The sequence below is a fragment of the Pseudomonas kielensis genome (assembly GCF_014236655.1).
GTDB classification, from domain to species: Bacteria; Pseudomonadota; Gammaproteobacteria; order Pseudomonadales; family Pseudomonadaceae; genus Aquipseudomonas; species Aquipseudomonas kielensis.
Genome location: NZ_JACMYG010000009.1, coordinates 146,378 through 171,698 on the forward strand (window position 1 = coordinate 146,378; position 25,321 = coordinate 171,698).

At 61.7% G+C, this 25,321-nt stretch carries 13 protein-coding genes; 7 read left to right on the top strand and 6 right to left on the bottom strand.

Features of this window, described 5'->3' with window-relative positions; translation table 11 throughout:
- Positions 1-551 precede the first annotated feature (551 nt).
- The 5 genes from H7995_RS11800 (at position 552) to H7995_RS11820 (ending at position 6,331) form a co-directional block, all read left to right on the top strand.
- Positions 552-1,040 (top strand): CS1 type fimbrial major subunit, encoded by a 489-nt coding sequence (locus tag H7995_RS11800; protein WP_185818398.1) that lies wholly within the window; start codon positions 552-554, stop codon positions 1,038-1,040.
- A gap of 112 nt (positions 1,041-1,152) precedes the next feature.
- Positions 1,153-3,675, top strand: a complete 2,523-nt coding sequence (locus H7995_RS11805; RefSeq protein WP_185818399.1) for a TcfC E-set like domain-containing protein — start codon at positions 1,153-1,155, stop codon at positions 3,673-3,675.
- 32 nt (positions 3,676-3,707) lie between these two features.
- On the top strand, positions 3,708-4,973 hold the full coding sequence (locus tag H7995_RS11810; protein WP_425312228.1) for a hypothetical protein: 1,266 nt from the start codon (positions 3,708-3,710) through the stop codon (positions 4,971-4,973).
- A gap of 59 nt (positions 4,974-5,032) precedes the next feature.
- Positions 5,033-5,776 carry a molecular chaperone gene (locus H7995_RS11815; protein WP_166593068.1) on the top strand — a complete coding sequence of 248 codons (744 nt, stop codon included), beginning with the start codon at positions 5,033-5,035 and terminating at the stop codon, positions 5,774-5,776.
- A gap of 63 nt (positions 5,777-5,839) precedes the next feature.
- The gene (locus tag H7995_RS11820; protein ID WP_166593067.1) at positions 5,840-6,331 is read left to right on the top strand and encodes a CS1 type fimbrial major subunit; all 492 of its coding nucleotides are present in this window, start codon (positions 5,840-5,842) and stop codon (positions 6,329-6,331) included.
- A 97-nt stretch (positions 6,332-6,428) separates the two neighbouring features.
- Here the strand turns inward: H7995_RS11820 and H7995_RS11825 are convergent, their stop codons facing one another.
- Both H7995_RS11825 and H7995_RS11830 read right to left on the bottom strand, forming a co-directional pair.
- A complete protein-coding gene (locus H7995_RS11825) occupies positions 6,429-11,144 on the bottom strand; it encodes an NEL-type E3 ubiquitin ligase domain-containing protein (protein WP_425312227.1) in 4,716 nt (1,571 codons plus the stop codon).
- 167 nt (positions 11,145-11,311) lie between these two features.
- On the bottom strand, positions 11,312-14,422 hold the full coding sequence (locus H7995_RS11830; protein ID WP_166593066.1) for a transglycosylase domain-containing protein: 3,111 nt from the start codon (positions 14,420-14,422) through the stop codon (positions 11,312-11,314).
- A 491-nt stretch (positions 14,423-14,913) separates the two neighbouring features.
- On the opposite strand from H7995_RS11830, the gene H7995_RS11835 reads away from it, so the two are divergent.
- Entirely contained in the window at positions 14,914-16,335 is a 1,422-nt protein-coding gene (locus H7995_RS11835) for an amino acid permease (RefSeq protein WP_166593065.1), read from the top strand.
- A 1,035-nt stretch (positions 16,336-17,370) separates the two neighbouring features.
- Here H7995_RS11835 and H7995_RS11840 read toward each other — a convergent pair.
- From H7995_RS11840 to H7995_RS11850, 3 genes are all read right to left on the bottom strand, one after another.
- Positions 17,371-18,939, bottom strand: coding sequence for an FGGY-family carbohydrate kinase (locus H7995_RS11840; protein ID WP_185818401.1), 1,569 nt, complete (start codon positions 18,937-18,939; stop codon positions 17,371-17,373).
- A gap of 75 nt (positions 18,940-19,014) precedes the next feature.
- Positions 19,015-20,598 carry a glycerol-3-phosphate dehydrogenase/oxidase gene (locus tag H7995_RS11845; protein ID WP_185818402.1) on the bottom strand — a complete coding sequence of 528 codons (1,584 nt, stop codon included), beginning with the start codon at positions 20,596-20,598 and terminating at the stop codon, positions 19,015-19,017.
- Between the two features lie 4 nt (positions 20,599-20,602).
- Entirely contained in the window at positions 20,603-22,198 is a 1,596-nt protein-coding gene (locus H7995_RS11850) for an FAD-binding oxidoreductase (protein WP_166590362.1), read from the bottom strand.
- A gap of 211 nt (positions 22,199-22,409) precedes the next feature.
- On the opposite strand from H7995_RS11850, the gene gliR reads away from it, so the two are divergent.
- On the top strand, positions 22,410-23,438 hold the full coding sequence (gene gliR, locus H7995_RS11855) for an AraC family transcriptional regulator GliR (RefSeq protein ID WP_166590361.1): 1,029 nt from the start codon (positions 22,410-22,412) through the stop codon (positions 23,436-23,438).
- Positions 23,439-23,620: 182 nt separating this feature from the next.
- Here the strand turns inward: gliR and ggt are convergent, their stop codons facing one another.
- The gene (gene ggt / locus H7995_RS11860) at positions 23,621-25,288 is read right to left on the bottom strand and encodes a gamma-glutamyltransferase (protein WP_166590360.1); all 1,668 of its coding nucleotides are present in this window, start codon (positions 25,286-25,288) and stop codon (positions 23,621-23,623) included.
- Positions 25,289-25,321: the final 33 nt, after the last annotated feature.

Genomic DNA, 25,321 nt, shown 5'->3' on the forward strand with positions numbered 1-25,321 from the left:
CTTTCTCTCGTCGTGTTTAGACATAACTTAAGATATATCTTTTAGAAAAAGCAAGCACCCCGGACCAGCGGTGCCGGTTGTATGCAACCCCCCTGATCGACCCCCCCCTGCGAATCTGCCGGGCTCGCCGTGTGCTCGCCTGGTGACGACTCGATCCTGCGCAGGCGGCAATTTCCTTATTGCACTAGCGGGTATTTTTAGTGCTAACTCTCTAATTAACTTGTTTGCCCCTTTATTTATTAAGGCCGTGCTATTAGTCTTACAGAAGTTGCACTGCTGGTTCTCTCTGTATGGGATTTCCAGAGAATCTGTATGTGGTTAATGTCTGACGGCTGTTGAGCTGAGTGTTTGATTTTTATTGTTTTTTCTTTCCGCTTGGGTAGCACTCCAGCTACGCCAAAGACGGAACTTGCCTGCTTACTTTTAAAAATAAATGTTCGATGATTTGCTGGCTTTGAAAGTTGAGACAAAACGCCATCTCGGCGTTTGGCTGGTCACTAGCCAGTTGTCGCTTTTACTGCATCGACCCTTTTAAAAGACAGGTACTGAAGATGTTCAAGAAAATCGCGTTCACTGCTCCCCTGGCTGTTCTGGCTCTGAGTTCTTCGATGGTGTTTGCTGCCACTGAGGCACGCCACACCATCAGCCTTGTTGCTACGATTTCGTCCCCGGAGTTCAAGGCAGAAGTAGTTGATCCGGATCTGGTCAACAAAGATCAGAATATGAGCCCTAACTCAACTACCAACGGTAAGTTGGCAACTATCGTGGGGGCCTTCGATGTTCTCCATACTGCTGGATCGGTACACGCCAGACTGGAGTATATGCCCAAGCTTGTGCAGACCGCTGGGAGCAAGAGTATTGATATCGATGTCACCGTCAATGGTAGAAAGCTCAACACCGTGTCACAGGAAGTCGTCGGTGTTGCTGAGTCCAATGTTACTTACCGCGCACCGATAGAGATTAGCGCTTTGGATGGTACCTATACAGCAGGCGATTACACTGGCGTCGCGGTGGTGATTTTTGAGCCTTCCGTTAGCTAAGTGAGTCGTGGCGGTAAACGCTTACTGACTTTCTTTAGGTAACGTCCTCGGTCGGCAAACTTTTGCGGTTTGTCGGCCGTGCTGAACTTCTTTGTAATTAGAGAGCTCGTTCATGTTCCCGATGACGCCCATCGCGGCTGCGCTCGCGCTGCTGTTATGTAGCAGTGCATTTGCGGCGCCCGCTTCCGTTGATAATACGCCGCGAAGTTTGCTGGCACAGGCCAAGGGCCTGCCGGCCGAGTTCGAAGAACATTTTTTCGATGTGCCGCTGGCGGTTCGGGTCGAGCTTGATCAACAACCGCTGGGCGAGGCGATGATTGTGTTGTCCCGCGATGACCGAGTGACCTTGCTCGATTTCACCGACACCAGCGAAAGCCGCTTCGGCGCCGGTGAGCGTGACACCTGGGCCGATATCCTGAAGTCCGGTGTGGCGCTGGGCGCCTGCACGGGCCAATGCCCGGAACAGATGCTGGCGGTGCACTACAACCTGGAAAATTCTTTGCTGTCGATCGTCACCGAAAATGCCGAGCGCGATAGCCAAGCCAAACATTTCTACGATCAGCCCGAAGGCGGCAGCAGCGGGTTGATGGTACGTAACCAAATCAATCTCAACGGCGGCCAGGATCAAGACCTGGGCGGACGTTTTGGCCTGGAGGCCAGCGCCAGCCTGGGCAACTGGAGCCAGGCCTTCAACATGCAATTGGCGCGTCTGGGCGGTCCGGACGACAAGACCTACCACTCCGTGCATGAGCTCTACACCCAGCGCGAACTGCAGGGCAGTTTTGTGCGCCTGGGCTATTTCACCCCCAGCTCCGAAGGCCTGACACGGGAACCGCGCTCCTTCGGTACCAGCCCCGACACCGCAGTGGGCGTGATGTATGGCAGCTCCGACAGCCTGGCGATCGACAGCCCCAAGCCCAGCGTGTACCCGGTGTATGTCACGGCCAACCGCCAGGCATCCGTGGAGATCTATCGCGAGGGCCTGCTGATCAACACACAGTCGGTGCCGGCCGGTTTGCAGACCCTCGACACGCGTCCGCTGCCAGGTGGCATCTACGAGGTGGAGGTGCGCTTGATCGAAGACGGGCAAATCACCTCGACCACCCAGGAGCTGATCTACAAGCCCAACAACTGGCGCAACCACGAGGACCGCTGGCGTTACAACGTGTTTGCCGGGCAGGAAAGCAAACTGCTGAGCAACTGGGATGAGCAGGGCAGCGGCGATCTCACCGCGGGCGCATCAATCAACTACCTGCTGCACCCACGGGTGATTCTCGGGCTTTCGGCCCGCCAGGTGCAGGAAAAGCTGCAGTACGGCAGCTCCATCGATTGGAGCCTGGGCGATAGCACCAGTCTCTACGCCAACCTCTACCAGACCGAAGATCACGGCACCGGTGCTGACCTGCAAGGGCTGTACAACTACGGCTCCGGCAGCCTGGTGATCAGCCACAACCGTAGTTGGCTCGACACCACCAACACTTACGAAACCCTGCCCGACGGCACTCGCGTGCGCCAACGCAACGTGTTTACCGGCGAGGCCAGCAACTCATCGCTGGCGCTCAATCATCGGATCAGTCGCAAAAACTCGCTCAATGCGCGGGTCTCCCACAGCGAGGGGAACGTTGAAGGCGTGGGGGTCGACCTGGGCTGGACGCAACGCACCGAATTGTTTGGCAGCGATGCGAACTGGCGGCTGTCGCTGTTCGATCGCCCCGGCAGCTACAGCAGCGGCGACGCGCGTAATCGCGGGGTCGACCTGAGCGTCAACGTGGCGCTCGGTGGGCCGGGGCAGCAGATTTCCGGCAGCATCGGCAGCCGCACGGCCCGTGATGGCAGCCGCGACAACAATGCCTCGTTCGGCTACCGCAAAGACCTGCAGGACCACGTCTTGCAGAGCGTCTCGGTGACTGCGCTCACCGATACCTATGGCGTCGGCTTGTCGAGCCTGGCGAGCTTCAGCTCCGACGCCGTCAACGGCGACGGGTTTATCCAACGCTCATCGTTCAGCGAAAAAATCACCGGTGGCGTGAACCTCGACAGCACCCTGGTGGTGGGGGCGCAACGCATGGCCCTGACCAGCCAGAATCAAGGGCGGGGCGCCGGGATGATTGTCGACGTCGAGTCCGATATCGACGGGATCGCCCTGCGTGCCGACGACCTGAGCGGTGGCAGCGCGGCCTTGCGACCGGGTCGCAACTTCATACCGCTGACGGCTTATCGGAACAGCTCGGTGAGCTTCGACTTCGAAGGCAATCACGTGCCCGCGGCCAGCATCGAACCGGCGCGCACCCGCTATCACCTGAACAAGGGCGGCGTGGAGTACCGCAAGCTGCGGGTGATGAAAACCCTCACCGTACTCGGGCGCTTGCTCGACCCCATGGGGCGGCCGCTCAAGGGCCACCACGTGATCAACCACGCCAGCCGTGGCGTCAGCGAAGTCGATGGCTTTTTCTCGATGGAAATGAATGCCGGCTCACCGACCCTGGAGGTGCGTTATGCCGACCAGTTGCTCTGTCAGTTCCGCCTCGATGTCGACAAACACCGCCGTGAAAACAATGTGCTGATGATCGGTGATTTGCGTTGCTCGCCGGACACGTTGGCGGACGTCTCAATCATTCGGCAAGAGGCCGGTTGAATGGCGCGGCTACGTACCTTTCAAGGAGAGTTCTGATGTTTCTCAAGAATTATGTGCCGCAATGGCAGCAATGTGGTCAATGGCTTGGGTTACTGACGATGTTCGCGGCTCCCGCGGCAGGCGCGGTGACCCAAGAGATCAGGGCGTTGTTCACCCCCGACTCGGCCAATCCGCAACGTAACGAGTTTCTCAATAAGACGCCCTCCAGTGGCTACTGTGAGTACTACCCCGATATCTGTCGCAACAGCAATACCTTCAGTATCCGGTTGCTGACGCGTCTTGATTCGAACAAGGCCATCCCAGCCGATGGTAGCCCGCGCAACAGTGCGATGTTCAAGGTGCCGGCGCAGTGGCGCCCATTGACGATCACGAATGAAGATACGGGGGATGTCCAAACAGTTGAAGTACGTATTTCCGGTGTGGGTTCCAATTATGTGTTGAGTGATTCGGCCGCTAAGCTGACAGGGCTCACGAACGCGGGAGATGGGCACCGAGCCTTATGGAAAGGCTCGAGCTGGGTGAATGCCCCCCATCCCTGTGTCACCACCGGCATGGGGTTTTATGGGGACAACACGTACGCTTTTTTCTGGATGGCCCGAGGTGAAAGCGCCTGCGTCAAAGTAGCCAACTTTCAGATTCCGGCCATGTCGTATGGCTATCTGGACTTCGCCTACGAGCTGCGTACGCCTGACCCGCTGAAAATGTCCTCAGGGCTCTACACGGGGAGTCTGAACTATCGTCTCGGCCCTGGTGGTGATTTCGACTTCGGCGACATCATGGTCCCGAACGACCCTGACCTGACCCTGAATTTCGTGCTCGATGTGCAGCACACCCTCAAGGTCGATATCCCGCCGGGTGGCGAGAAGGTCAATCTGGTCCCGGCCGGTGGCTGGCAGAGCTGGTTGCAGGCGGGGCGCAAACCGGCGCGGTTGTTCCGTGACCAGACCTTCAATATCTCGGCCTCCTCGCGTTTCAAGATGTATTACGAATGTCAGGCCTGGTCCACTTTCGATTGCACGATCAAGGACGCGCTCGGCAGGCGACAGGTGGAGTTGCAGGTTTTCGTCAGCCTGCCCAATGGCTTGACCGACCCGTCCGGCCAGCCGGTCAGGCATCGGCGCCTGAAGAGCGGGCCTGAAGGTGCGCAAATTTTCCAACCGGGTTTTTACGTGGACAGGACGCCAGGTGTCCTGCACTTCGAGGTATCCAAGGAGGAAGTGGAGTGGATGCTTCGGCAACCCAACGTGGCGAGCCCGTACACCGGCAGTGTCACCGTGATCTGGGATTCGGAAATCTGATGGGCCGTCTATCGATGGACCGCGCCTGTGTTGTGCTCACTCTCATGAGGTTCAAGCGTATGAAGTGTCTTTGGTTGCTGTTGGGTTTGAGTGGGTTTTCTCTGGCGGTTCAGGCCGGTCCCCAGATCAATGTCGGAACGGTGTATGACTACCTGGACAGTGACAAGAGCACCTACCTCAAGCGCGTGTTCAACAGCGGTGACAGCACCGCGTTCGTCAAGGTCAGCATCCTGGAAATTATCTACGACGCCGATGGCAGTCACCGCGAAGTACCGGTCGAGCCGCAAACCGATGGCAGCAGCCGCAATGGCTTGATGGCCAGTCCTGCGCGTCTGATCGTCCCTGCCAACGGCATGCAGGGCACCCGCCTGCTGCTCATGGGAGACCGTGACACCGAGCGCTACTTCCGTGTGCGCTTCGTGCCTGTGGTGCCGGAGAAGGAAGACGAGTTCGCCGTCTCGAGTGAGGAGCGCGACGCCTACAAGGAGAACCTGTCGGCGGGGGTCAACGTGATGACCGGGTTTGGCACGGTGTTTTTTGTTCGGCCGAACAACAGTCGGTTCGACAGTGTGATCGATGACACTACCGGCCTTTACCGGCTGCGTAATAACGGCAATACCGTGGTGGTGATCGATGAGTTTCGCAACTGCTCGCTGAAGAATGAAACCGAATGTGAGCCAACCACCAAACACCACATCCTGGCGGGAAAAACTTTTGAGTTCGAGAAGAAACCCGGTAGGGAGTACCGCTTCAATCTGGTGGAAGGCGCGGCCAAAAAAACCATGCGCATCGCCAGCCAGTAAGTCTGTCGGCGGCGAACCGGCTGGACTGGCTCGCGGCATTATTTGACGCAACAGGTACCTGACATGATCAAGCAATCGACCCTCTTTGTGTGGAGCGTGATGGCGCTGATGAGTGCCCAGGCTTTCGCCGCGCGGGAGGAGCATACGTTCGAGGTGTCGGTGGATATTCCGACCCTGGGCTTCTACGTGATACCGGCCGAATCGAACTGGATTCATCTGCAACAGACCCTGCCGTGGAACATCAACACATCGACGCTGGGGGGCCTGCGCAAGAACTTCGACGTCAAGCACGACACCAGTGCGATCGAGGCGAGGCTGGAGGCGGAGCCCTATCTGTCCAACGGGCGTGCTGAGCAGAACATCTACTTGCGAGTCAGTTTTAACGGCAGGGAGTTGAATCACGACCCGCAACCACGGGAAGTCGTGTCTGCTGCAGAGGCCATGGCTGGGGGGCGTTATGCCTTGGAGATCGTGCCGAGGGTGCCGGTGGGTGGCTACCAGCCCGGGACCTACTACGGTAGCGTCAATCTGATCTTTAATGCGGCAGCACCTTGAACCCCCGGCATGCTGCGCATCCAGACGGTGCGGTGTTACATCAACCAGATCATGCAGCCTGACGCGGGACACCGTCAGGCTGCATGATCCCGGCGGGTTACAGGCCGGCGCGCCGCATGGCGTCGCGCGTTAGGCGCCTGGACAATTGTTTCTCTTCCTCGCCCAGATCGACCAGCATCCTGTCGAAGTCTGCTTCGCTGATGGGGCGCTCGGCCAGTACCACGGTGGGCTGTGCGGGCAAGTCGTTCATCAGCTCCCCGAGCTGGCTGCGCAGTTCGGCTCGCGAGCTATCCGTTGTCGCCTCGAACCATTCGTGCTGGGTGGTGCGCAAGGTCTCCAGTCGATCGGACAGGCGCTGATAGCGTCGTTTGTTCGCTTCCAGGCGAACCGGATAACGTTCCTCCAGATAGGCCTGCCAAAAGTCCTGCTCAAGCATTTTGTTCACCAGGCCGTCGCCTTCGCTGAGGGCCTGCACCGTGCTATAGGCTTGATCGATCATGGCATCGGTAACCCCGGACACCGGACGGTAGAGCATGCCAGCGGATTGCCAGGGCAGGTTAAGGCGTTCGGCCAGACCCGTGTGATAGGCCAGGTAGACTTCAACCTCGTCGGGGTTGCCGCCTCGGCTCTGGACGTCGGCGCGGGCAATGTCGTTCACCAGGTCCAGGTGTGCCGCGCCCCTGGCCAGGTTCACCAGTTTGTTTTCCAGCTGCGCGGGGTCGGTGGAGTAGGAGTGGGCCTCGGACGCCATCACCCGGATGCCCATGTTGTTGAACAGTTGCGCACCGGCATCGGCGCAGTCCACGGGGGCAATCGCCATGGTGAACAGCGTGTCGCGCAAGTCAGTGTCGATATGCACGGCATCGAGCATGCGCCAGACGCGTTCCAGCAATTGATGACGATACTCGCCACCGGCGCGGAAGTCGGCGAAGTCCTGGGTATCGGCCAGTACCGCCATGAACCGTTCGGCCTGTGGTTCATCGATCATGCGTGACCAGAGATTGGCCCGGTCAACGCCCCAGCCGGGCACGTTGCTCCAGTGTTCAAGGGTGTACTGGGAGCTGATCTCCGAGTCGGCCAGGGCGCCAGGCATGGGGCTGGGCTCGGGTGGCAGCGCCACCGAGCGCCGGATCTGCTGATAACCGACCTCCGTCACCTCCGGCAGTTGACCGATGCTCAGGCGCGTGCGGGCCACGGTCCAGGCTTGCGGGGAACCCGGCACCACGTCTGGAATCGACGTCAGCGGGTTGTCCCGTAGGTCCAGGAGAAACCCTCGGGGGCGGGTTTTGGCCAGCGTGCCCGTGGGCCAGGTACTGAGCCCGGTGTTTCTCAGGACCACGACTTTGAGCCGGGGCATGCGGCCAATGTCCGGCGACAGTTGCAGCGGATTGTCTTCTAGCCTGAGGACTTCCAGGTAGGTGAGGTGCTTCAGTTGTTCGACGGCGACGGTGTCCAGGGTGATCTGATTGTGGCTCAGGCGCAGGTGCTCCAGCTTGCGTTGGCTCCCGATACTGTGGGGCATGCGCTTGAGCTCACAGCCTTTGGCGCTGAGTTGGCGAAGGTTGGGGAAGGCATTGAGCAGCCCGTGTGGTTCGGCGCTGAAGCGCGTGTTGTCGAGTTTCAGCACGCTGACTTTGTCGAGATACCGTTGCAGTTCGGGGGGGCGCTTTGACCACCAGGTCTGCAGGTCCAGGGACAGCAGTTCGTGGGACAGGTCGAGGGCGTAGTGCGCCGGATCGCTACGCGGGCCCAGGTCGGTGTTGCTGCGCCGGAAACACGCGAGCAGGCGCCTGGCGATATGTTTGCCGCCACCGTTGCGAAAGCCCTGGGTATCAGGCCCCCAGCTTTCGGGTTGCTGGTACTCCCAACGGTTGAGTATGACCCGCAACTGATCCAGCTCGTTTTCAAGCTGTTCAATGGCCTTCATCGGTTCACCCTGGGCGATCAAGGCCTCGGCGAACGTGTCCACTTCATTGCTGCTGAAGTCCGGGTGCAGGTCCTGGATCCGCTCGTGCAAGGTCTCGCCGGCCCGGCTGAGCGCTGGGCCGCGCACCAGCAGCAGGGTTTGGTGTTCGGCAGCCGCACGAATGGGCGGGCTGGCGAGGGCAACACGACGCTCGCCGGGCGCTGCAGTCTTGGCAAGCAGCCACTGCCGGAAGGCTTCGCTGTCGCCCGGTTTGTACCCCAGGGCGGCTTGGCGATCCTTGCCCATGGCCTGCAGGATCGCTTCCAGCAAGGTATCGGCGGCGTGCAGCGGCTGGTCCGCAGCGTCGCGCACGTGGTATCGGGCATCTGCGTCACGGACCAGGATGCGCACCTGTGTCGCCTCCTCTGGCCCGGCACTGCAACGCAGCTCGCCGGCGGAGGAGCCCTGACGGATCTCAATGCGCAGATCGCCGAAGGTGTCGGTGTTGATTCGCAGTGTGCCCAGCACCAGGCGCTCGGTGTCGATGCTGCTCAACGAGTCCTGGTACAGGCCTTGGGCAGCCCGTACCGACTGCGTCTCGAATTGCAGTTCCCGGGCCTGGGCTTTCAGGCGCAGCGGCAGGTGGTTGTCGTGTGTGAGCTGGCGACGCTCTGACGGGGTGGCGCTGTCGATGATTGTTTGGGCAATGTTTTCGGGCAGTTGGGGGAAGTCTTTGAGCAGCCGCGCGACTTCGGGAGAGGGCGCTGGCGCGGGACTCGGCGCTGTGGTTGCGAGGCGCTGCAGGGTGTCGCTCAGCAGGGGGGGAGGTGGTGCGTTTTCCACGTGCATGCGGCGCAACTCCCCCTCTTCAGTGCCGCTGATCTCACGAATCTGCTCCAGTTGTTCATCGTTGAAACCGTCGGTGCTATGGCCGAGGCGCCGCATCAGGGTCGGGCCTTCCCACGCACGTGGGTTTTCCGTTTCGCAGACCCAGGCGCCATGGCTGTTGTGGCGCAGGGTCGGTGCGTAAGCATCGACGCGTCGCGGATGGCGGATGCGTGGTTGCCCGGTGACCGCGTCTTCCAGCACTTCGAAATGCTGATTGTTCAGGGGCAAAATACGCCGGCCCTGATGCAGGTGAATACCTTGGGCATCCGGCCGGACGTGCGGCGCAAGTACGACATCGGCGCATTGGTAAGGCTTGAGGTCCGGGTTCCACAAACGCGTCTGTGCGTTTGCCAATTGCACCGGTTTGAGGCCTTCGAAGAATGGCGAGAGCTTTGCCTGTGCGACAGTACCGACCGCGCCCGCTGCCGCGAAGGTACCCAACTGCACCACGTTTTCCAGCACACCGATGATCTGCTCACCGGCTTCGGCCAGGTGTCCTTCAGCGAGATCGACCACCCCTTCGACCACTTCTTCGGTCAGTTGATAGGCGGTGTAGGCCAACATCAGCGTGCCCAGGCCCGGCGCCAGTGGCGTCGCGACCAGCAAGGCGACGTTGAGGATGTCCGAGAGCATTTTTTCCAGGTTGTCCCACCAGGCCCACCGCGCCATGCGGTCGACGTACGCGGTGGAAATGGCAATGCCCCGGGCATCGTTGAGGATCTTGTTGAGTGTGCGCTGGCAGAAGTAGCGCCACAGATCGCCGGTGAATGCGTCTGTGCGATCCTCCTCGATGCTGGATACGCTGAACTGCAGGTCCGGCTTGTCCACCGGCGTTTCGCGCCAGCTGGGGAGATTGGAGCCCGGGGCGGCGGGGCGCCAGGTCACTTTGCTCAAGCGTTCATTCAACCGGGAAAAAAAGTACCCGCGTTGCTCGTGCGCCACGAACTGGCTGAAGAACTGCTGATAGCTCTGGGTCACTGGCGAGCCGGTCGAGGCGGATGTTTGTGGCACCTGGCTGTCTCGCAGTTGGCGCGTCAACTCGGTCATGAATTCGATCGACGAGGCGTACTCCTTGAGAGGGTGTTCCGGGTCGTGGGGGATGTAGGCAATCAACCGTTGCGGCTCAGCGCTGCTCGATGCCCCACAAACAATCAGGGTAATCCCGGTCAGGGCGGTATCCATCATTGCCAGGTTGCAGTACCTGACGTCTGTGCCATGCCATTTCAGGTTCCTGCGCCTTTCGAGAATGCCTTGTACAACCTCATAAGCGTCCTGGCTGATGTCTTTTTTCATCAGGGCCAAGTGGGCGGCGGCATTCAGTGCGCTCTTCTGGCTGAGGATGACTTTGTGCTGCAAGGCGCTGCTGGCCACGGTCTTAGTGGGCAATAACACGGCGCTCAAGTGGTGTTGATACTGGGCACCGATATCCAGTTCACGGCACAGTGACTTGAACTGTTCAATGCTGATCTTGGATTTAAGCGGTTTTATCTGGAAGTGCCCACGGGCATCGGGGCGGGTGATGAACTCGGAGTCGCTGGTAAAACGTTCGTGGCTGGCGAAGTTATGCAACGCCGCGTCCAGCAGGGAAGTCGTTCGGCTGGTAACAGGGGAGGCGAAATCATGGGTCCACCAGGAAGTGGCCACCGGGGCATAGAGTCGCAGCCAGGTTTGCTGGACGTCGACTTCGACACCATAGCGCTCCTTGAGGGCTTTTTGCAGCAGCGGTTCGGCAAAGGTGTAGACGTCCTGCAGGCCACTGAGTGCCTGGTCCAAGGCATTCAGGTTGCTCCAGTGACCCTTGATGGCCTGTTGCAAGTGCTGGTGCGCGGACGCCGGGGCGGTCTTGTTCCACTCCGGGATGCGCAGTGGGACGTTTTTTAGTTCGCTGACTCTGCGGGGAGAGGTTTCTTTCAACCAGGCGGGAATGGCCTTTTTAATAAACTCATGGTGTTTGCTGTTGGTATTCAAGGCGAGCGCAGTCAGGCCTGGCTCGAATGGCATCGGCGCAATGATGGGCATGTTTTTTATCCGATTACTGAATGTTGAAATATCAGACTAAGTAAAGGGATAGGTGAAAAAAAGTTCAAATACAGACTGGATTGTTGCCAGTCTGTTAGTTGATACATTTAATATCAAAGAGTGAAAAACATATAGTTACCGACACTTGAATGCCGTTCGATCTGCGGTTATCGCGCCGCACTGGCCACGGGTGCCTGGCACAAGGTGTTGCTGCCCGGTTGCAGGTAGGGCGTCAGGATCGGCGCCATGCCCTTGAGCACTTGCACCGGCAAGGCCGAGGTGAACTTGAAGCCTTGGGCGGAGGCTCCCGGCACGAAGGCGGTCAGGGTGCCGAAGTGATGGTCGCCAATGTAGAACACGAAGGTCGCGGTGCGGTTGATCGCCTTGGAGCTGAGAATGCGTCCGCCCGAACCGATGGCTTCGATGCGGTTGTCGCCGGTACCGGTCTTGCCGCCCATGGCCAGTGGCGTGCCATCGGCCAGTTTGAAGCTGCCGGCCACACGTTTTGCGGTACCGGCATCGACCACCTGTGACAGCGCTTCGCGCAGGGCGGTGGCCACTTCCGAGGGCATCACCCGCTTGCCGGCGTCGGGGTCGTTGATCAGGCGCGTCTCGTAGGGGGTGTCGGCGGCGAAATGCAGGCTGTCGATGCGCAGGGTCGGCATGCGCACACCGTCGTTGAGGATGGTGCCGACCAGTTCCGCCAGGGCCGCAGGGCGGTCGCCGGAACTGCCGATGGCGGTGGCCAGGGACGGCACCAGGTGGTCGAAGGGGTAACCGACTTTTTGCCAGCGCTGGTGAATGTCGAGGAAGGCTTCGATTTCCAGCATGGTGCGGATGCGGCTGTCGCGGGCGCTCTTGTGCCGGCTCTTGAACAGCCAGCTGTAGACCTCCTGACGCTCGAACTGGCTGGCCTTGACGATCTGGCTGAATTTGGCGTCGGGGTTATTGAGCAGGTAGCCGATCAGCCACAGGTCCAGCGGGTGGACCTTGGCGATGAAACCCTGGTCGGGCAGGTCGTAGGCGCCGGGGCCGTAGCTGGCGTAGAGGCGCTCCAGGCGTTCGTCGGTGAGTTTTTCCTTGGTCTTGAGGGTTTTCAGGTGCGAGCGCACGAAGCTGTTGAAGTTTTCCTGGGAGGCTTCGGGCAGCAAGTAGCGGTGCACCGCAGCCAGGCGGATTGCCGTGGGGTGCATGCTGTCCAGGAAGGTGTCGAGACGGGCCTGGGTGTCTTTTTTCTGGTACTTCTTCCAGAACTTCAGCAGGAACGAAGTGCCTTCGCGGTCGGCGAACTGAGCCAGGTACTCCTGGCGTCGCGGGTTGACGTCATCCTTGAGCAACTGGCCGCTGTTGTCCGGCCCGGAATAGGTGGTGTAGCGCACCAGGTCGCGCATCAGGCGAATGAACGGCAGGTTGATTGACTCGCGCAGGGAGTCGCGCAAGGTCGGCAGGCGGCCGTTGTCCTCTTTGCGGAAGTTGTTGAAGGTGTGCAGTCCGCCGCCGGTGAAAAAGGCTTCGCCGGGGCTCGCCGAGTATTTGCGGTCCAGGGCCGCGCCGAGCATTTTCGCCAGGCTGCGGTCGCTGTTCTGAATCAGGTAGTCGACGGCCCAGCGGGTCAGCCGATCCTGGTCGGCGACTTCGACTTTTTTCAGTTCGGCTGGGGTCTGGCTGACGTAACGGTCGTGCAGCTCCGCGATGATTTGCAGGTAGGTGGTCAGCACCCGCAGCTTGGCGGTGGAGCCCAGTTCCAGTTTGCTGCCTTCGTTGATGTCGAACGGTTGGTCGGTGCTGTCGGTTTGTACCCGCACTCGCGAGCCGTCGGGGGTCAACTCCAGCAAGGTGAAGCTGTAGCGCACCTGCGCGGTGGTGGTGGGCGTCAGCAGGCGCTCGCCGAGCAGGCCGATTTCGGCGGCAAACGTCGGGTCGGCGAGGCGCTTGAGGTAGTCGCTGGCCTGGGTCTGCAGGTCGCCCTGCAAGGTGCTGGTGGCGGACAGGTCGAGACGGTCCAGGTCATACAGCGGGCGGTTGAGCATCGAAGCCAGGCGACTGCGCGCAACGCTGATGCCTTTGTTGGTTTCAATCGGCTGGATGGTCGGTTGTTGTACCCAGTCGCGGTAGGTGATTTTGCTGGCGAGTGCCGCGGCGGTCAGGGCCGGGTCGAGCACGGCGTTCTGTGCCAGCAGGCGGATATGGCTGTCAGTGAGATCGGCCAGGTCGGCCTGGCCCTTGGTCAGGTAATACGACGGCCGACGCTGGGCAATCATCAACGAGAGTACCTGGCGCAGGGCCAGGCCGCGTTGGGCCAGGCTTTGCGGGTCGCTGGCCTCGCTGGCCAGGGCCTGGTTGACCTGGGTGAAGTCGGCGCCGTACCACACGCGCAAGCCCTCGGCCATGCCATGGACTTCGCCATGGCCAGGGACGGCCGACAGCGGCACGCTGTTGAGGTAGTCACGCACGATGTTCTGCCGGGCCTCGAGGGTCTGCGGGCCGTCCTGATAGGCGCGCACGCTGGCGGAAATCATCTGCCGAATCTTTTCGCCACCGGAGACGGTCAGGCCATCCGGCGAGTGGCGGTACTTCTCCAGTTGGGTGGCCAGGGTACTGCCGCCGGCGGTCTGTCCGGGCAAGTGGAGCATCTTGGCCACTTGCGACCAGGCCGCCTTGGCGAAACGCGGCCAGTCGACGGCGGGGTTGGCCTTGGGTTCCTTGGGGTCGAGCAGGTCACGGTTTTCGATGAACAGCAGGCTATGGGTGACCAGTGGCGGAATCGACGCGAAGCTCGAATACAGCTGCTGTGGGTATTTGAACTGATAGAGCGCGGTGCCGGTGCAATCGGTGATCGACAGGCCGGCCTGGATTTTCTCGGCGTAGGGCACGAAAAAACCGTTCTTGCTGTATTCGAGCAGTTTGGGCGAGAAGCGGGTTTGCGCGGCGATCACATAATCGCGCTTGAGCAAGCGCGGCAAAAATTCCCCCAGGGCGCTGTAGCCCAGGCGTTTGTCGAAAGGCCCGGCGCCCGGGTAGAAAATCGAATCGCTGGGCCCCGGGTGCATCGAGTAGCTCAAGGACGCCGCGAAGCGGCTGAACTCCCGTGCCTGGAGTCGCGAGGTGCGCACCTCTTTTTCAATGGCAAAGGCGAGCACGATCAGGATGATCACCAGCAATAGCCAGAACGAACGCCAGGCATAGCGGCGACGGCTTTTTTTCGGTAAAGGCGCTTCTTCCACGCTGTCAGTTGGCACCACAGGTTTACTCGAGTCGGTTTGCCACAAAGCGCCCATAGTCGACTGATCCATTCACGCAGATTGATCGGACTTGTCTGAAGCTTAGACGCTGGTTGCGCGGGGTGAAAAATTTGTATGAGCACAATCGCAGCGCGTGGTGCGCAGCACCTACCGGTCGTCGGAGAACCGCTGGAATCCGCGCACTAGAGCCTTCAAACCGGTAAATACGGCCTAGGTAGGGGCATGACGTTGCACCATCGCTGTGCAATACTCCGCGCCGCTTTTCAGCTCAGTGAATGCGCGAAATCCAGGTGATACACCTCTGCAGATGGGGCTTTTGTCGAGAGTTCCATCTGAATTTTGTCGTTTATAGAGTGAAAATAACTGCGATAAGCTTTTTATACTGCGCGCCCCGCTGATCTTGCAGGTTTTGTCCTACAAGACGGGCCCACCCACGAAGTGGATCCGGTTTCAGGAAGTATCGGCTTATCGGTCTGTGCTTCGACACTCGGTGGTCATATCCAATAACAAGACGAGGTTGTACCCCTATGCCAGTCGGCAATCACCAGCCCCACGGCGAGACCGCTCAGGGCGGCCCGCTTAAACGCGAACTCGGCGAACGGCATATTCGCTTGATGGCGCTCGGCGCCTGTATCGGTGTCGGTCTGTTCCTGGGTTCGGCCAAGGCCATTGAAATGGCCGGCCCGGCAATCATGCTGTCCTACATCATCGGCGGTCTGGCGATCCTGGTGATCATGCGCGCCCTCGGTGAGATGGCCGTGCACAACCCCGTGGCGGGCTCGTTCAGCCGTTACGCGCAAGACTACCTGGGCCCGTTGGCAGGTTTTCTCACTGGCTGGAACTACTGGTTCCTGTGGCTGGTGACCTGCGTGGCGGAAATTACCGCGGTGGCGGTGTACATGGGCGTCTGGTTCCCGGATGTGCCGCGCTGGATCTGGGCGCTCGCCGCACTGATCAGCATGGGCTCGATCAACCTGATCGCGGTCAAGGCATTCGGTGAGTTCGAGTTCTGGTTCGCCCTGATCAAGATCGTCACCATCATCGCGATGGTAGTCGGCGGCATCGGTGTGATTGCCTTCGGCTTCGGCAACGATGGCGTGGCCCTGGGCATTTCCAACCTGTGGACCCATGGCGGCTTCATGCCCAACGGCGTGCAAGGCGTGCTGATGTCGCTGCAGATGGTGATGTTCGCCTACCTGGGCGTAGAGATGATCGGCCTGACTGCCGGTGAAGCGAAGAACCCGCAGAAGACCATCCCCAATGCGATCGGCTCGGTGTTCTGGCGGATTCTGCTGTTCTACGTGGGTGCGCTGTTCGTGATCCTGTCGATCTACCCATGGAACGAAATCGGCACCCAGGGCAGCCCGTTCGTGATGACCTTCGAGCGTCTGGGCATCAAGACCGCCGCCGGCATCATCAACTTCGTGGTGATCACCGCAGCCCTGTCGTCCTGCAACGGCGGCATCTTCAGCACCGGCCGCATGCTCTACAGCCTGGCGCAGAACGGTCAGGCACCTGCCGGTTTCGCCACCACCTCGAGCAACGGCGTCCCGCGTCGGGCCTTGCTGCTGTCGATCTTCGTGCTGTTGCTGGGCGTGTTGCTGAACTACATGGTTCCGGAAAAAGTCTTCGTCTGGGTGACGGCGATCGCCACCTTCGGCGCAATCTGGACCTGGGTGATGATCCTGCTGGCGCAACTCAAGTTCCGTCGCGGCCTGAGCGCCTCCGAGCGTGCAGCCCTGAAGTACCGCATGTGGCTGTACCCGATCAGTTCCTACCTGGCGCTGGCGTTCCTGGTGCTGGTGGTCGGCCTGATGGCCTACTTCCCGGAAACCCGCATCGCCCTGTACGTCGGCCCGGCGTTCCTGGTGCTGCTGACCGTGCTGTTCTATGTGTTCAAGCTGCAACCGACCAATGCCACACAAGGTGCGGTCAGCCAGGCGTCTTGATGGCCTGATGCGTTGTACCTGAAAGCCCCGGTCAATCGACCGGGGCTTTTTACATTGTGTTGTATGCATGCCGCCTGGCTCGCTCCCGCAGTAAATCTGGCTGCCCGCAAATCTTGCGTATGGTCACTAGACCTGTGGGAGTGGGCCGACCGGGGTGTTGGATTAGGCCGCGTACATATCCATTTCTGCGGTAACGGCCACTTATGGTTCCGCTCTTACAGCGGCTCACTTTTGACAAGCACAAAAGTAAGCAAAACGCTTTTTGCCCCACCACTTGGTGCCTCGCTTAGGCTCGGCATGCCCGTACTCCGACATTGATTTGGGGGCCGCCGCAATGGGCCATCCCTGGCCCAGTGCGGCTAAACCGGCGTCCTGCCGGTTTACCCCCCAAATCAATATCGGACTCCGGCCAGCGTGGTTAACGGGGCGCCCAGGATCAAAAACAAAGCGAGGCGGCCTGAAAGCCGACCTGATTGCTAGGGCATGCGCGGTGTAGCTTCTACTTCCTCAGACGCTGACGAAGTCAGCCATATTTTGATCTGGCTTTTGCTTTTGCTTTTGCTTTTGCTTTTGCTTTTGCTTTTGCTTTTGCTTTGGCTCTGGCTCTGGCTTTTGATCCTGGGCGCCCCGTTAACCACGCTGGCCGAACGCAGGCTTGAAGCCGTGGGCAACCCGGCAGGACGCCGGGTTAGCCGCCCCGCGCCATGGATGGCGCGTGGCGGCGGCCCACGGATTCAAGCCGGAGTGAGGGAACACCGAGCCCAAGCGAGGTGCCGAGTGGTGGGGGTAAGAGCGTTTTGCTTACTTTTGGGCTCTCAAAAGTGAGCCGCTGTAAGAGCGGAACCATAAGTGGCCGTTACCGCAAGAATGGATATGTACTCGGACTAATCCAACATCCTGGTCGGCCCAGAGGCCGCCACGCGAGCAAGCCCGCTCCCACAGGGGACATTCGGACACCAGGAAAGATAGCGGAGTGCCAGGCTGCACCGGTGTTGGCTGTGCGGGCCCTATCGCGAGCAGGCTCGCTCCCACACATCAGGCGGGATAACCGGTGATCTTCCGGATGCTCTGGTACAGCGGTTTGAGCTGGCGGTACATGCGCAGGTAGACCTCTTTGTACAGCCGCTCATAGATCTGCTGCGCCTCGGGCTGTGGATAAAACACCGTACCGACCCGGGTCATGGAGGCGATCGCCGAAGGGAAGTCGGTGTGCAGGCCGAGGCCCACTGCGCAGCAGATGGCCGCCCCCAGCCCGGAGGCTTCATAGACATGCGGGCGCTCGGCCGGCAGGCCGAAAATGTCCGCCGTGAGCTGCATCGCCGCATCGCTCTGCGAGCCGCCACCGGCCACCCGCAAACGCTGGATCGGCTGCTTGGAACGCCGTTCGAGGTTCTCCTTGCCCTGGCGCAAGGCATAGGCCAGGCCTTCGAGGATCGCCCGATAGATGTGCGCCCGGGTGTGTACATCGCCAAACCCGATCATCGCGCCCTTGGCTTCCACCCCCGGCTCGCGGATGCCCGGCGACCAGTAGGGTTGCAGCATCAGGCCCATGGAGCCGGGCGGCACCGCATTGACCAGGGCGTCGAACAATTGCTCCGGCTCCAGCCCCTGTTCCTTGGCCTGCTGCATTTCCCGCAGGCCGAACTCATTCTTGAACCAGCTGACCATCCAGTAGCCGCGATAGATCATCACTTCGCAGTTGTACTGGTCCGGTACCGCAGCGGGGTACGGCGGAATCAACGGGACGATTTCCAGATAGCGCGAGCGGGTTGTGGTGATGGTGGCCGTGGTGCCGTAGGACAGGCACACCGTGGCCGGGTCGACCACGCCGGCGCCCAGCACTTCGCAGGCTTTGTCGGCACCGGCGGCAATCAGCGGCACACCCTCGGGGATACCGGTGTGCCGGCTGGCCTCGGCACTGATATGGCCCAGGGTTTCCCCGGGCTTGAGCAGGCTCGGCAACTGTTCGGGACGGACCGCCAGCGCCTGCCATTTCCAGTCGGCAGGCGCGGCCCAGCGCAGGCGCTTGAAGTCGAATGGCAGGTAGCCGACGCAGCAGCCCACCGAGTCGACGAAGCGCCCGCACAGGCGATGGGTGAGAAACCCCGAAAGCAGCAGGAACTTGTCGGTTGCCGCCCACACCTGGGGTTGATGCCGGGCGATCCAGTTGGCTTCGGCCTGGGCCCGAAAGTAGTCGACGGTGGCCTGGGCACCGACCAGCTTGAACAGCCAGCCCCAGGGTCCCTTGATCCCGCCTTCGACTTCGGTCTGGCGCTGGTCGAGCCACAGAATCGCCGGGCGCAGGGGCTGGCCCTGGGCATCGACGTTGATCAGGGTGCCGCGCTGGGTGGTCAGTGAAACCCCGGCGATCTGCGTGCGGTCGACGCCGGTCTGCTGCCACAACAACTGGCAGGCCTCGCCCAGTTTGGCCCAGTAGTAGTCCGGGTCCTGCTCGGCCCAGCCGGGCTGGCTGGAATAGTAGGCCTGCAGCTCGACCTTGCCCTTGCCCAACAGATTGCCCTGCAGGTCGAACAGCAAGGCGCGCACGCTCTGGGTGCCATTGTCGATTGCCAGCAGGTAGCGCTTGTTCTTGTCGTTATCCATGGAGCTCTCTTGAATGGGCACTGATATCTACACATCGTTGGCAACTGACGCCCCGTAACAGCCGTGACGCAAGCGTCATGGCAACCCGTGATGGCGTTGCCACAAGTCCCGATAACGCTGTTCTTCCACCTGCCAGCGGGCATCGTCCCAGCCCAGGCGGGGCTGGCACAGACTGCGAATGGCCGGCAGATACTGCGCCGCCCCCTGGGCCAGCAATAGGCCAATCCGGGTGCGACGCAGCAACAGGTCGTCCAGGTGCAGGATCAGTTCCGCGTCGCAGGCGAACGCCAGCTCCGCCCACAGGGTGTCGCTCGCGCCGACACAGCCGTAACCCAGTTGCTCCAGCAACCGCGCCAGGCGTGGCAAGTCGCGGCCATGGCGTCCGGCCAGGCGCCGCCACTGGCTGGCGCTGAGCCCGGGGATCGGCAACGTCGGCACGCTGGCAAACACCGGCGCGCCGTCATCGCTGACCTCGCGCCCGAGCATCTGCCCACAGGCCTTGAGCACCTCCAGAGCCTGCGGGCGGAACGTGGTCAGCTTGCCGCCGGCCAGGGTCACGCAGCCAGGTTCGAGCCACAACACATGCTCGCGGGTTTCATTGGACGGCTTGCCCGCCTGCTCGCCATGGGCACTGCCCACCACCGGACGCACCCCCGACCAGGTCGACAGCACATCGTCCGCCACCACCTCGGCCTGGGGAAACTGCTGGGCACAGGCGGCCAGCAGGTACTCGAGTTCTTCGCTGCTGATGCTCGCGCTCGTGTCCAGGTCGTCCTGGTGATCGAGGTCCGTGGTGCCCACCACCGTGGCGCCCTCCCAGGGAAATACAAACACCGGCCGCCGATCCCGCGCATGCAGGAAGGTGAAGGCCTGTGCCACCGGCAAGCGCCAACCCGGCAGCAACAGATGACTGCCGCGCAGTGGACGCAGTTGCGACGGGGCATCACGGGGGCGCAGTCGCTCGGCCCAGGCCCCGGTGGCCACCGCCAACGCGCCACAGCGCAATTGCATTGGCTCGCAGCCCTCGCTGTCGGCCACCTGCACCCCGCAGACCCGACCGTCTTCGCGCAGCAATTGTTCGACCCGCATGCCATTGAGCGCCAGCGCGCCGTCCGCCCGCGCTTCCGCGAGCACGCGCATCACCAGGCGTGCATCGTCGGTCAGCGCATCGACAAAACAGGTGCCCCCCAGCAACCGGTCTTCCTTCAGCCCGGGGGCCAGGTAGCGCAGTTGCTGGGCGTCATGAAAGTGATGGTTACGGCGCCCGGCCAGGGCGTCGTACACCGTCAACAATCCACCGAACACCCGTGGCCCGGGAAACCCGCCCCGGTAGTGCGGCATCATGAAACTCATGGGCTCCACCAGCCCCGGCGCTTCGTCGAGCAGGCGCTGGCGTTCGTGGACCGAGTCTCGGGTCAGGCGCCATTGGCCCTTGGCGATGTAGCGCAAGCCGCCATGGACCATCTTCGAGGAACGGCTGGAAGTGCCCCAGGCAAAGTCGCGCTGCTCCAGCAGCAGGCAACGCCAACCGCGACGGGCCGCTTCGCGCAGGATCCCGGCCCCGCTGATGCCGCCACCGATGACGATCAGGTCCCAGGGTTGCTGCGCCAGGGTCGGCAGTACCTGCTGGCGCCACGCGGCATTCCAGTCCTGGCTCATGCCGTCACTCCTGCAGCAGGGTGCCGGGGTTCAGACGCCCGGCCGGATCGAAGTGTTGGCTCAGCGCCTGCAGGGTGTCCATGGCCAGCGCGCCCTTCTCGCGCAACAGGTAGGGGGCGTGATCCTTGCCCACGCCGTGCTGGTGGCTGATGGTGCCGTGGTGCTCGACAATGGTCTGGCTGGCCGCGTGCTTGAGCGCCTGCCAGCGCGCCAGGGTGGCCGGGTAAGTGGCCGCCGGGCGGAACACGTAGGTGGTGTAGATGCTCGAGCCTTCGCCATAGACATGGGACAGGTGGGTAAACACGTGCACCTGCTCGCCTTCGGTCGCCAGACCGTCGCGCAGGCTGGTTTCGATGCGATTGAGCAGGTTGTCGACATTGCTCCAGTCGGTGGCGGTCTCCAGGGTGTCCACCACGTAGCCGGCGTTCCACAGGTTCTCGCGCAGATAAGGAAAGCGGAACCGGTTCTGGGCCCACTTCTTGCCCAGCAAGGTTCCGGTGAACACTCCGCCAAAGGCTTTGAGGTGCTGCCGCGCCTGGCTCAGGGACAAGGCATTCTGCCGTCGGTTACCGGTCACGCCGAAGGTCAGCAGGCACTTGCCGGCAGCGGCACCGCGCAGGGCCAGGTACTTCTCCAGCCAGGCGATCTGTTGCGGGTGACCCGCCAGCGCCAGCTGGGTTTCGGTCTCCACGGCATTGGACAGGCGCAGCATCGACAGGGGCACGCGGGCCTGGGTCAACTGGCGGATGGCTTGCAGGGCCTGGCTCCAGTTCGGCAGGAACACCCCATAAAAGCGCTCGTCGGCCGGCAGCGGGCTGATCCGCACCTTGACCTCGGAAATGATCCCGAACCGTCCTTCACACCCCAGCACCACCTCACGCAGGTCGGGGCCGGCGGCCGAGGCCGGAAAGGTCGCGATCTGCAGCGGGCCGGCGAAGGTTTCCAGGGTGCCGCCGGCGAACAGTTGCTCGATCCGTCCATAACGCAGCGACTGCTGGCCGCTGGAGCGACTCGCCACCCAGCCGCCGAGGGTCGACAACTCCCACGACTGCGGGAAATGCCCCAGGGTGTAGCCCCGGGCACGCAACTGGCTTTCCACTTGTGGCCCGCTGGCGCCTGGGCCAAAGGTGGCCAGCAGGCTCTGCTCGTCGAGGTCGAGCAAACGGTTCATGTGGGCCAGGGACACGGTCAGCACCGGGCGGGTGGAGGCCGGGGGATTGATGTGCCCGGCCACCGAGGTGCCGCCCCCGTAGGGAATCAGGCACAGGTCGCGCTCCTGGGCCAACGCCAGCAACTCGCGGATCTGCTCGGCGCTCTGCGGGAAGGCCACCCCGTCGGGGTAGACGCCCAGCGCCCCCTCACGCAGCGCCAGCCAGTCCGGCAGGCTCTGGCCACGGGCGTGCATCAGCCGGTCCTGGGCCTGCACGCTGTACAGCGGGTGCTCCGCCAGGCGCGAAGCCGGGACCCGGGCCAGGGCTGTTTCCAGTGTGGCGTCGGGCAATGCCCGTCCGGTGCCCACCCGTGCGGCGAGAAACCCCGCGCCCTGGGCCGGCAATTCGACCACCGTGGTTGCATCCCCCCAGCCGTTCCAGCGTCGCATGCGTGTGTCCTTTTGCGGTTCTTATAAGTGACATTTCAGGCGCCTATACTAGCCAGCCCCCCGCGCCTGTCACGGTCGCATCCGGCCAGCGCGAGTAGCCAATTGAGCCAACACGCGAACCCGGCCCCAGGCATTTACTTTAGCTGTGCTTTCAAATTACCTTTCAGGGTCTTGACCCGCGCCAGTCTGCCTCGATCAAAGGACCCCGATCATGCAATCCCTCGGCTACACCTCGCTGCCCCCGCTGCTCAAGTACGTGCGCCATGCCGAACAGCTGGGCTTGGCCATCGAACCGGCGTTGGCGGCGGCCGGGTTGCAGGTCGAGCAATTGAGCGACAACAGCCTGCGGTTGCCGGGCGAGGCCCATGAACGGCTGCTGGACTACTTCTGCGAACACTCCGGCGACCCGTTGTTCGGCCTCAATTCGGCGCGTTTCGTGTTGCCCAACTCCTGGAGCGTGCTGGGCTACATCACCATGAACTGCGCGACCCTGGGTGACGCCATGAATCGCATCATGCCGTTCGAGAAACTGGTGGGTGACATGGGGGTCAGCCGCGCCGAACTGCAGGGTGAGCACGTGCACCTGATCTGGAACTGCCGCCACCAGCGCCCACGCATCCGCCGCCACCTGGTGGAAAACGTGCTGGGTTCGTGGCTGCAATACGCACGCTGGATCGCCGACACCCACCTCTCGCCCGCCGCGGTGTGGTTCGAACATGCGCTGCCCAGTGACACCGATCCGGCGTCCTATCAACAATTCTTCGACTGCCCGGTACTGTTCGGCCAGCCCTACTCAGCCCTGATCGTGCCCCTGCCCTACCTGCAACTGCCGCTGCGCCAGGCCGACGCACAATTGCTGCGCACCCTGGAAGAACACGCCCTGGGCCTGATGGCCACACTGGAAGACGCCTCGCTGGAACAACGGGTGAAAAACATCCTGCGCCAACTGCTCAAGGAGGGCCTGCCGCGCAAGGAACAGGTAGCCGAACAGTTCGCCATCTCGGTAAGGACCCTGCAGCGCCAACTGCACCAGGCCGGCACCTCGTACCAACAGATCCTCGACGACCTGCGCCAGGAACTGGCCGAACACTACCTGCTGCACAGCACCCTGCCGATCCAGGACATCGCCCAGTACCTGGGCTTCACCGAACCACGCTCCTTCCACCGCACCTTCAAAAGCCGACGCGGCATGCCCCCAGGCGAGTTTCGCCAGATGCACCGTGAGGCGGATGGGGTCTGAGTCGAACGCAGCGACGCAGCCTCGCGGGCTCGGCAGCTGCTACAGGGGATTGAGGGGATTACCGAGACCTAGGGTGTGGCGCAGATCGCCATCGCGAGCAAGCCGCAAGCGGGCGCTCGCTCCCACAGGAGAAATGCGAGCGCAGTAACCCGGCGACTGTGCAGCCGCCGGGTTGCGCCAGGTTATTTCACGACTGTGCCAACCCCACGTCCCCGTGGGTCGGAGGCGGTTTCCAGTTGGTTGCCGTTGATACGAATGGCCTGGATGTCACCCATTTCCCAGCCTTGGTCTTCCAGGGTGTAACCCATGGCTTTCAACTCGTCGGCGACCTTGCCGGTCAGCGGCGCGTAGGCGTCGTAGTAGATGGTGTCCTTGGGTAGCAGCTGGTGGTGGACGCGTTGCGCGGCCACGGCTTTTTCCAGCGGCAGGTTGTAGTCATAGAGGTTGTTCAGCACCTGGAAGATCGAGGTGAAGATCCGCGAACCGCCTGGGGTGCCCAGGACCAGGGTGACTTTGCCATCGCGGGTCACCAGGCTGGGGCTCATCGACGACAGCATGCGCTTGCCCGGAGCGATGGCATTGGCGTCGCCGCCGACCACACCAAAGGCGTTGGCCACGCCGGGCTTGGAGCTGAAGTCGTCCATTTCATCGTTGAGCAGGAAGCCCGCGCCCTTGACCACGACACCGCTGCCGTAGTCCCAGTTGAGGGTGTAGGTGTTGCTCACCGCGTTGCCATCGGCATCGACGATGGAGAAGTGCGTGGTCTGATGGGGTTCCAGGCCCGGACGGACTTTTTCAGTCGGCGAGATGGCCGTAGGGTTGACCTCGGCCGCGCGTTTTTTCAGGTAGGCCGGATCGGTCAGTTGCTTGACCGGCACATCGGAAAACGCCGGGTCACCCAGGTAGTCGGCGCGATCGGCGAATACCCGTTTTTCGATCTCGGCGAGCAGGTGAATGTACTTCGCCGAATTCAGCTCGACGCCCTTGAAGTCCGCGGCGCGGTCTTCCTTGATGGCGATCAGTTGCGCCAGGGCAATGCCGCCGGAGCTCGGAGGCGGCGCGGTGTACAGGGTGTTGCCACGCCAGTTGACCGTCAGCGGCTCGCGCCAGTTGACCTTGTAGTCGTGCAAGTCTTCCTTGGTGATCAGGCCCTTGTCGGCCTTCATCTGGGCGACCAGCAGGTCGGCGGTCTGGCCTTGGTAAAACTCGTTGGCGCCCTTGTCGGCGATGCGTTCCAGGGTGGCGGCCAGCTCCGGCTGGCGGAAGGTCTCGCCGGGTTTCATGCTGCCGAAGTAGTCGGCGAAGTTGGTGGTGCCGTTGAACAGCTTCAGCGCATCTTCGCGGTACTGGTACTGCTTGTCGGCGACCTTGAAGCCGGTCTTGGCGTAACCGATGGCCGGGGTGATCAGCTCGCTCCAGGGCAGCTTGCCGAATTTCTGGTGCGCCTCCCACAGCCCCATCACCGTGCCCGGCACGCCCGCGGCGCGGGAACCTACCAGGCTGAGGTTCTCGATGACCTCGCCCTTGTCGTCCAGGTACATGTCACGGGTCGCCGCCTTCGGGGCGGTTTCGCGGTAGTCGAGGAAATACGGCTTGCCGTCGATGAACATCGTCATGAAGCCGCCACCGCCGATGTTGCCGGCTTCCGGGTAAGTCACGGCCAGGGTAAAGGCGGTTGCTACCGCGGCGTCGACTGCGTTGCCGCCCTTCTTCAGAACCTGTGCGGCGACGTCGGCGCCATACTGGTTCGGCGCGGCCACGGCGCCCCCTTCCAGCAGCGCGGCGAATGATGACGAACTGGCCGCAATCGCCACGGCGAGCGTCAGGGTCTTGAACAAAACATAACGCATGAGATCCATCCTTTTCTTGTTATTGAGGCAGGT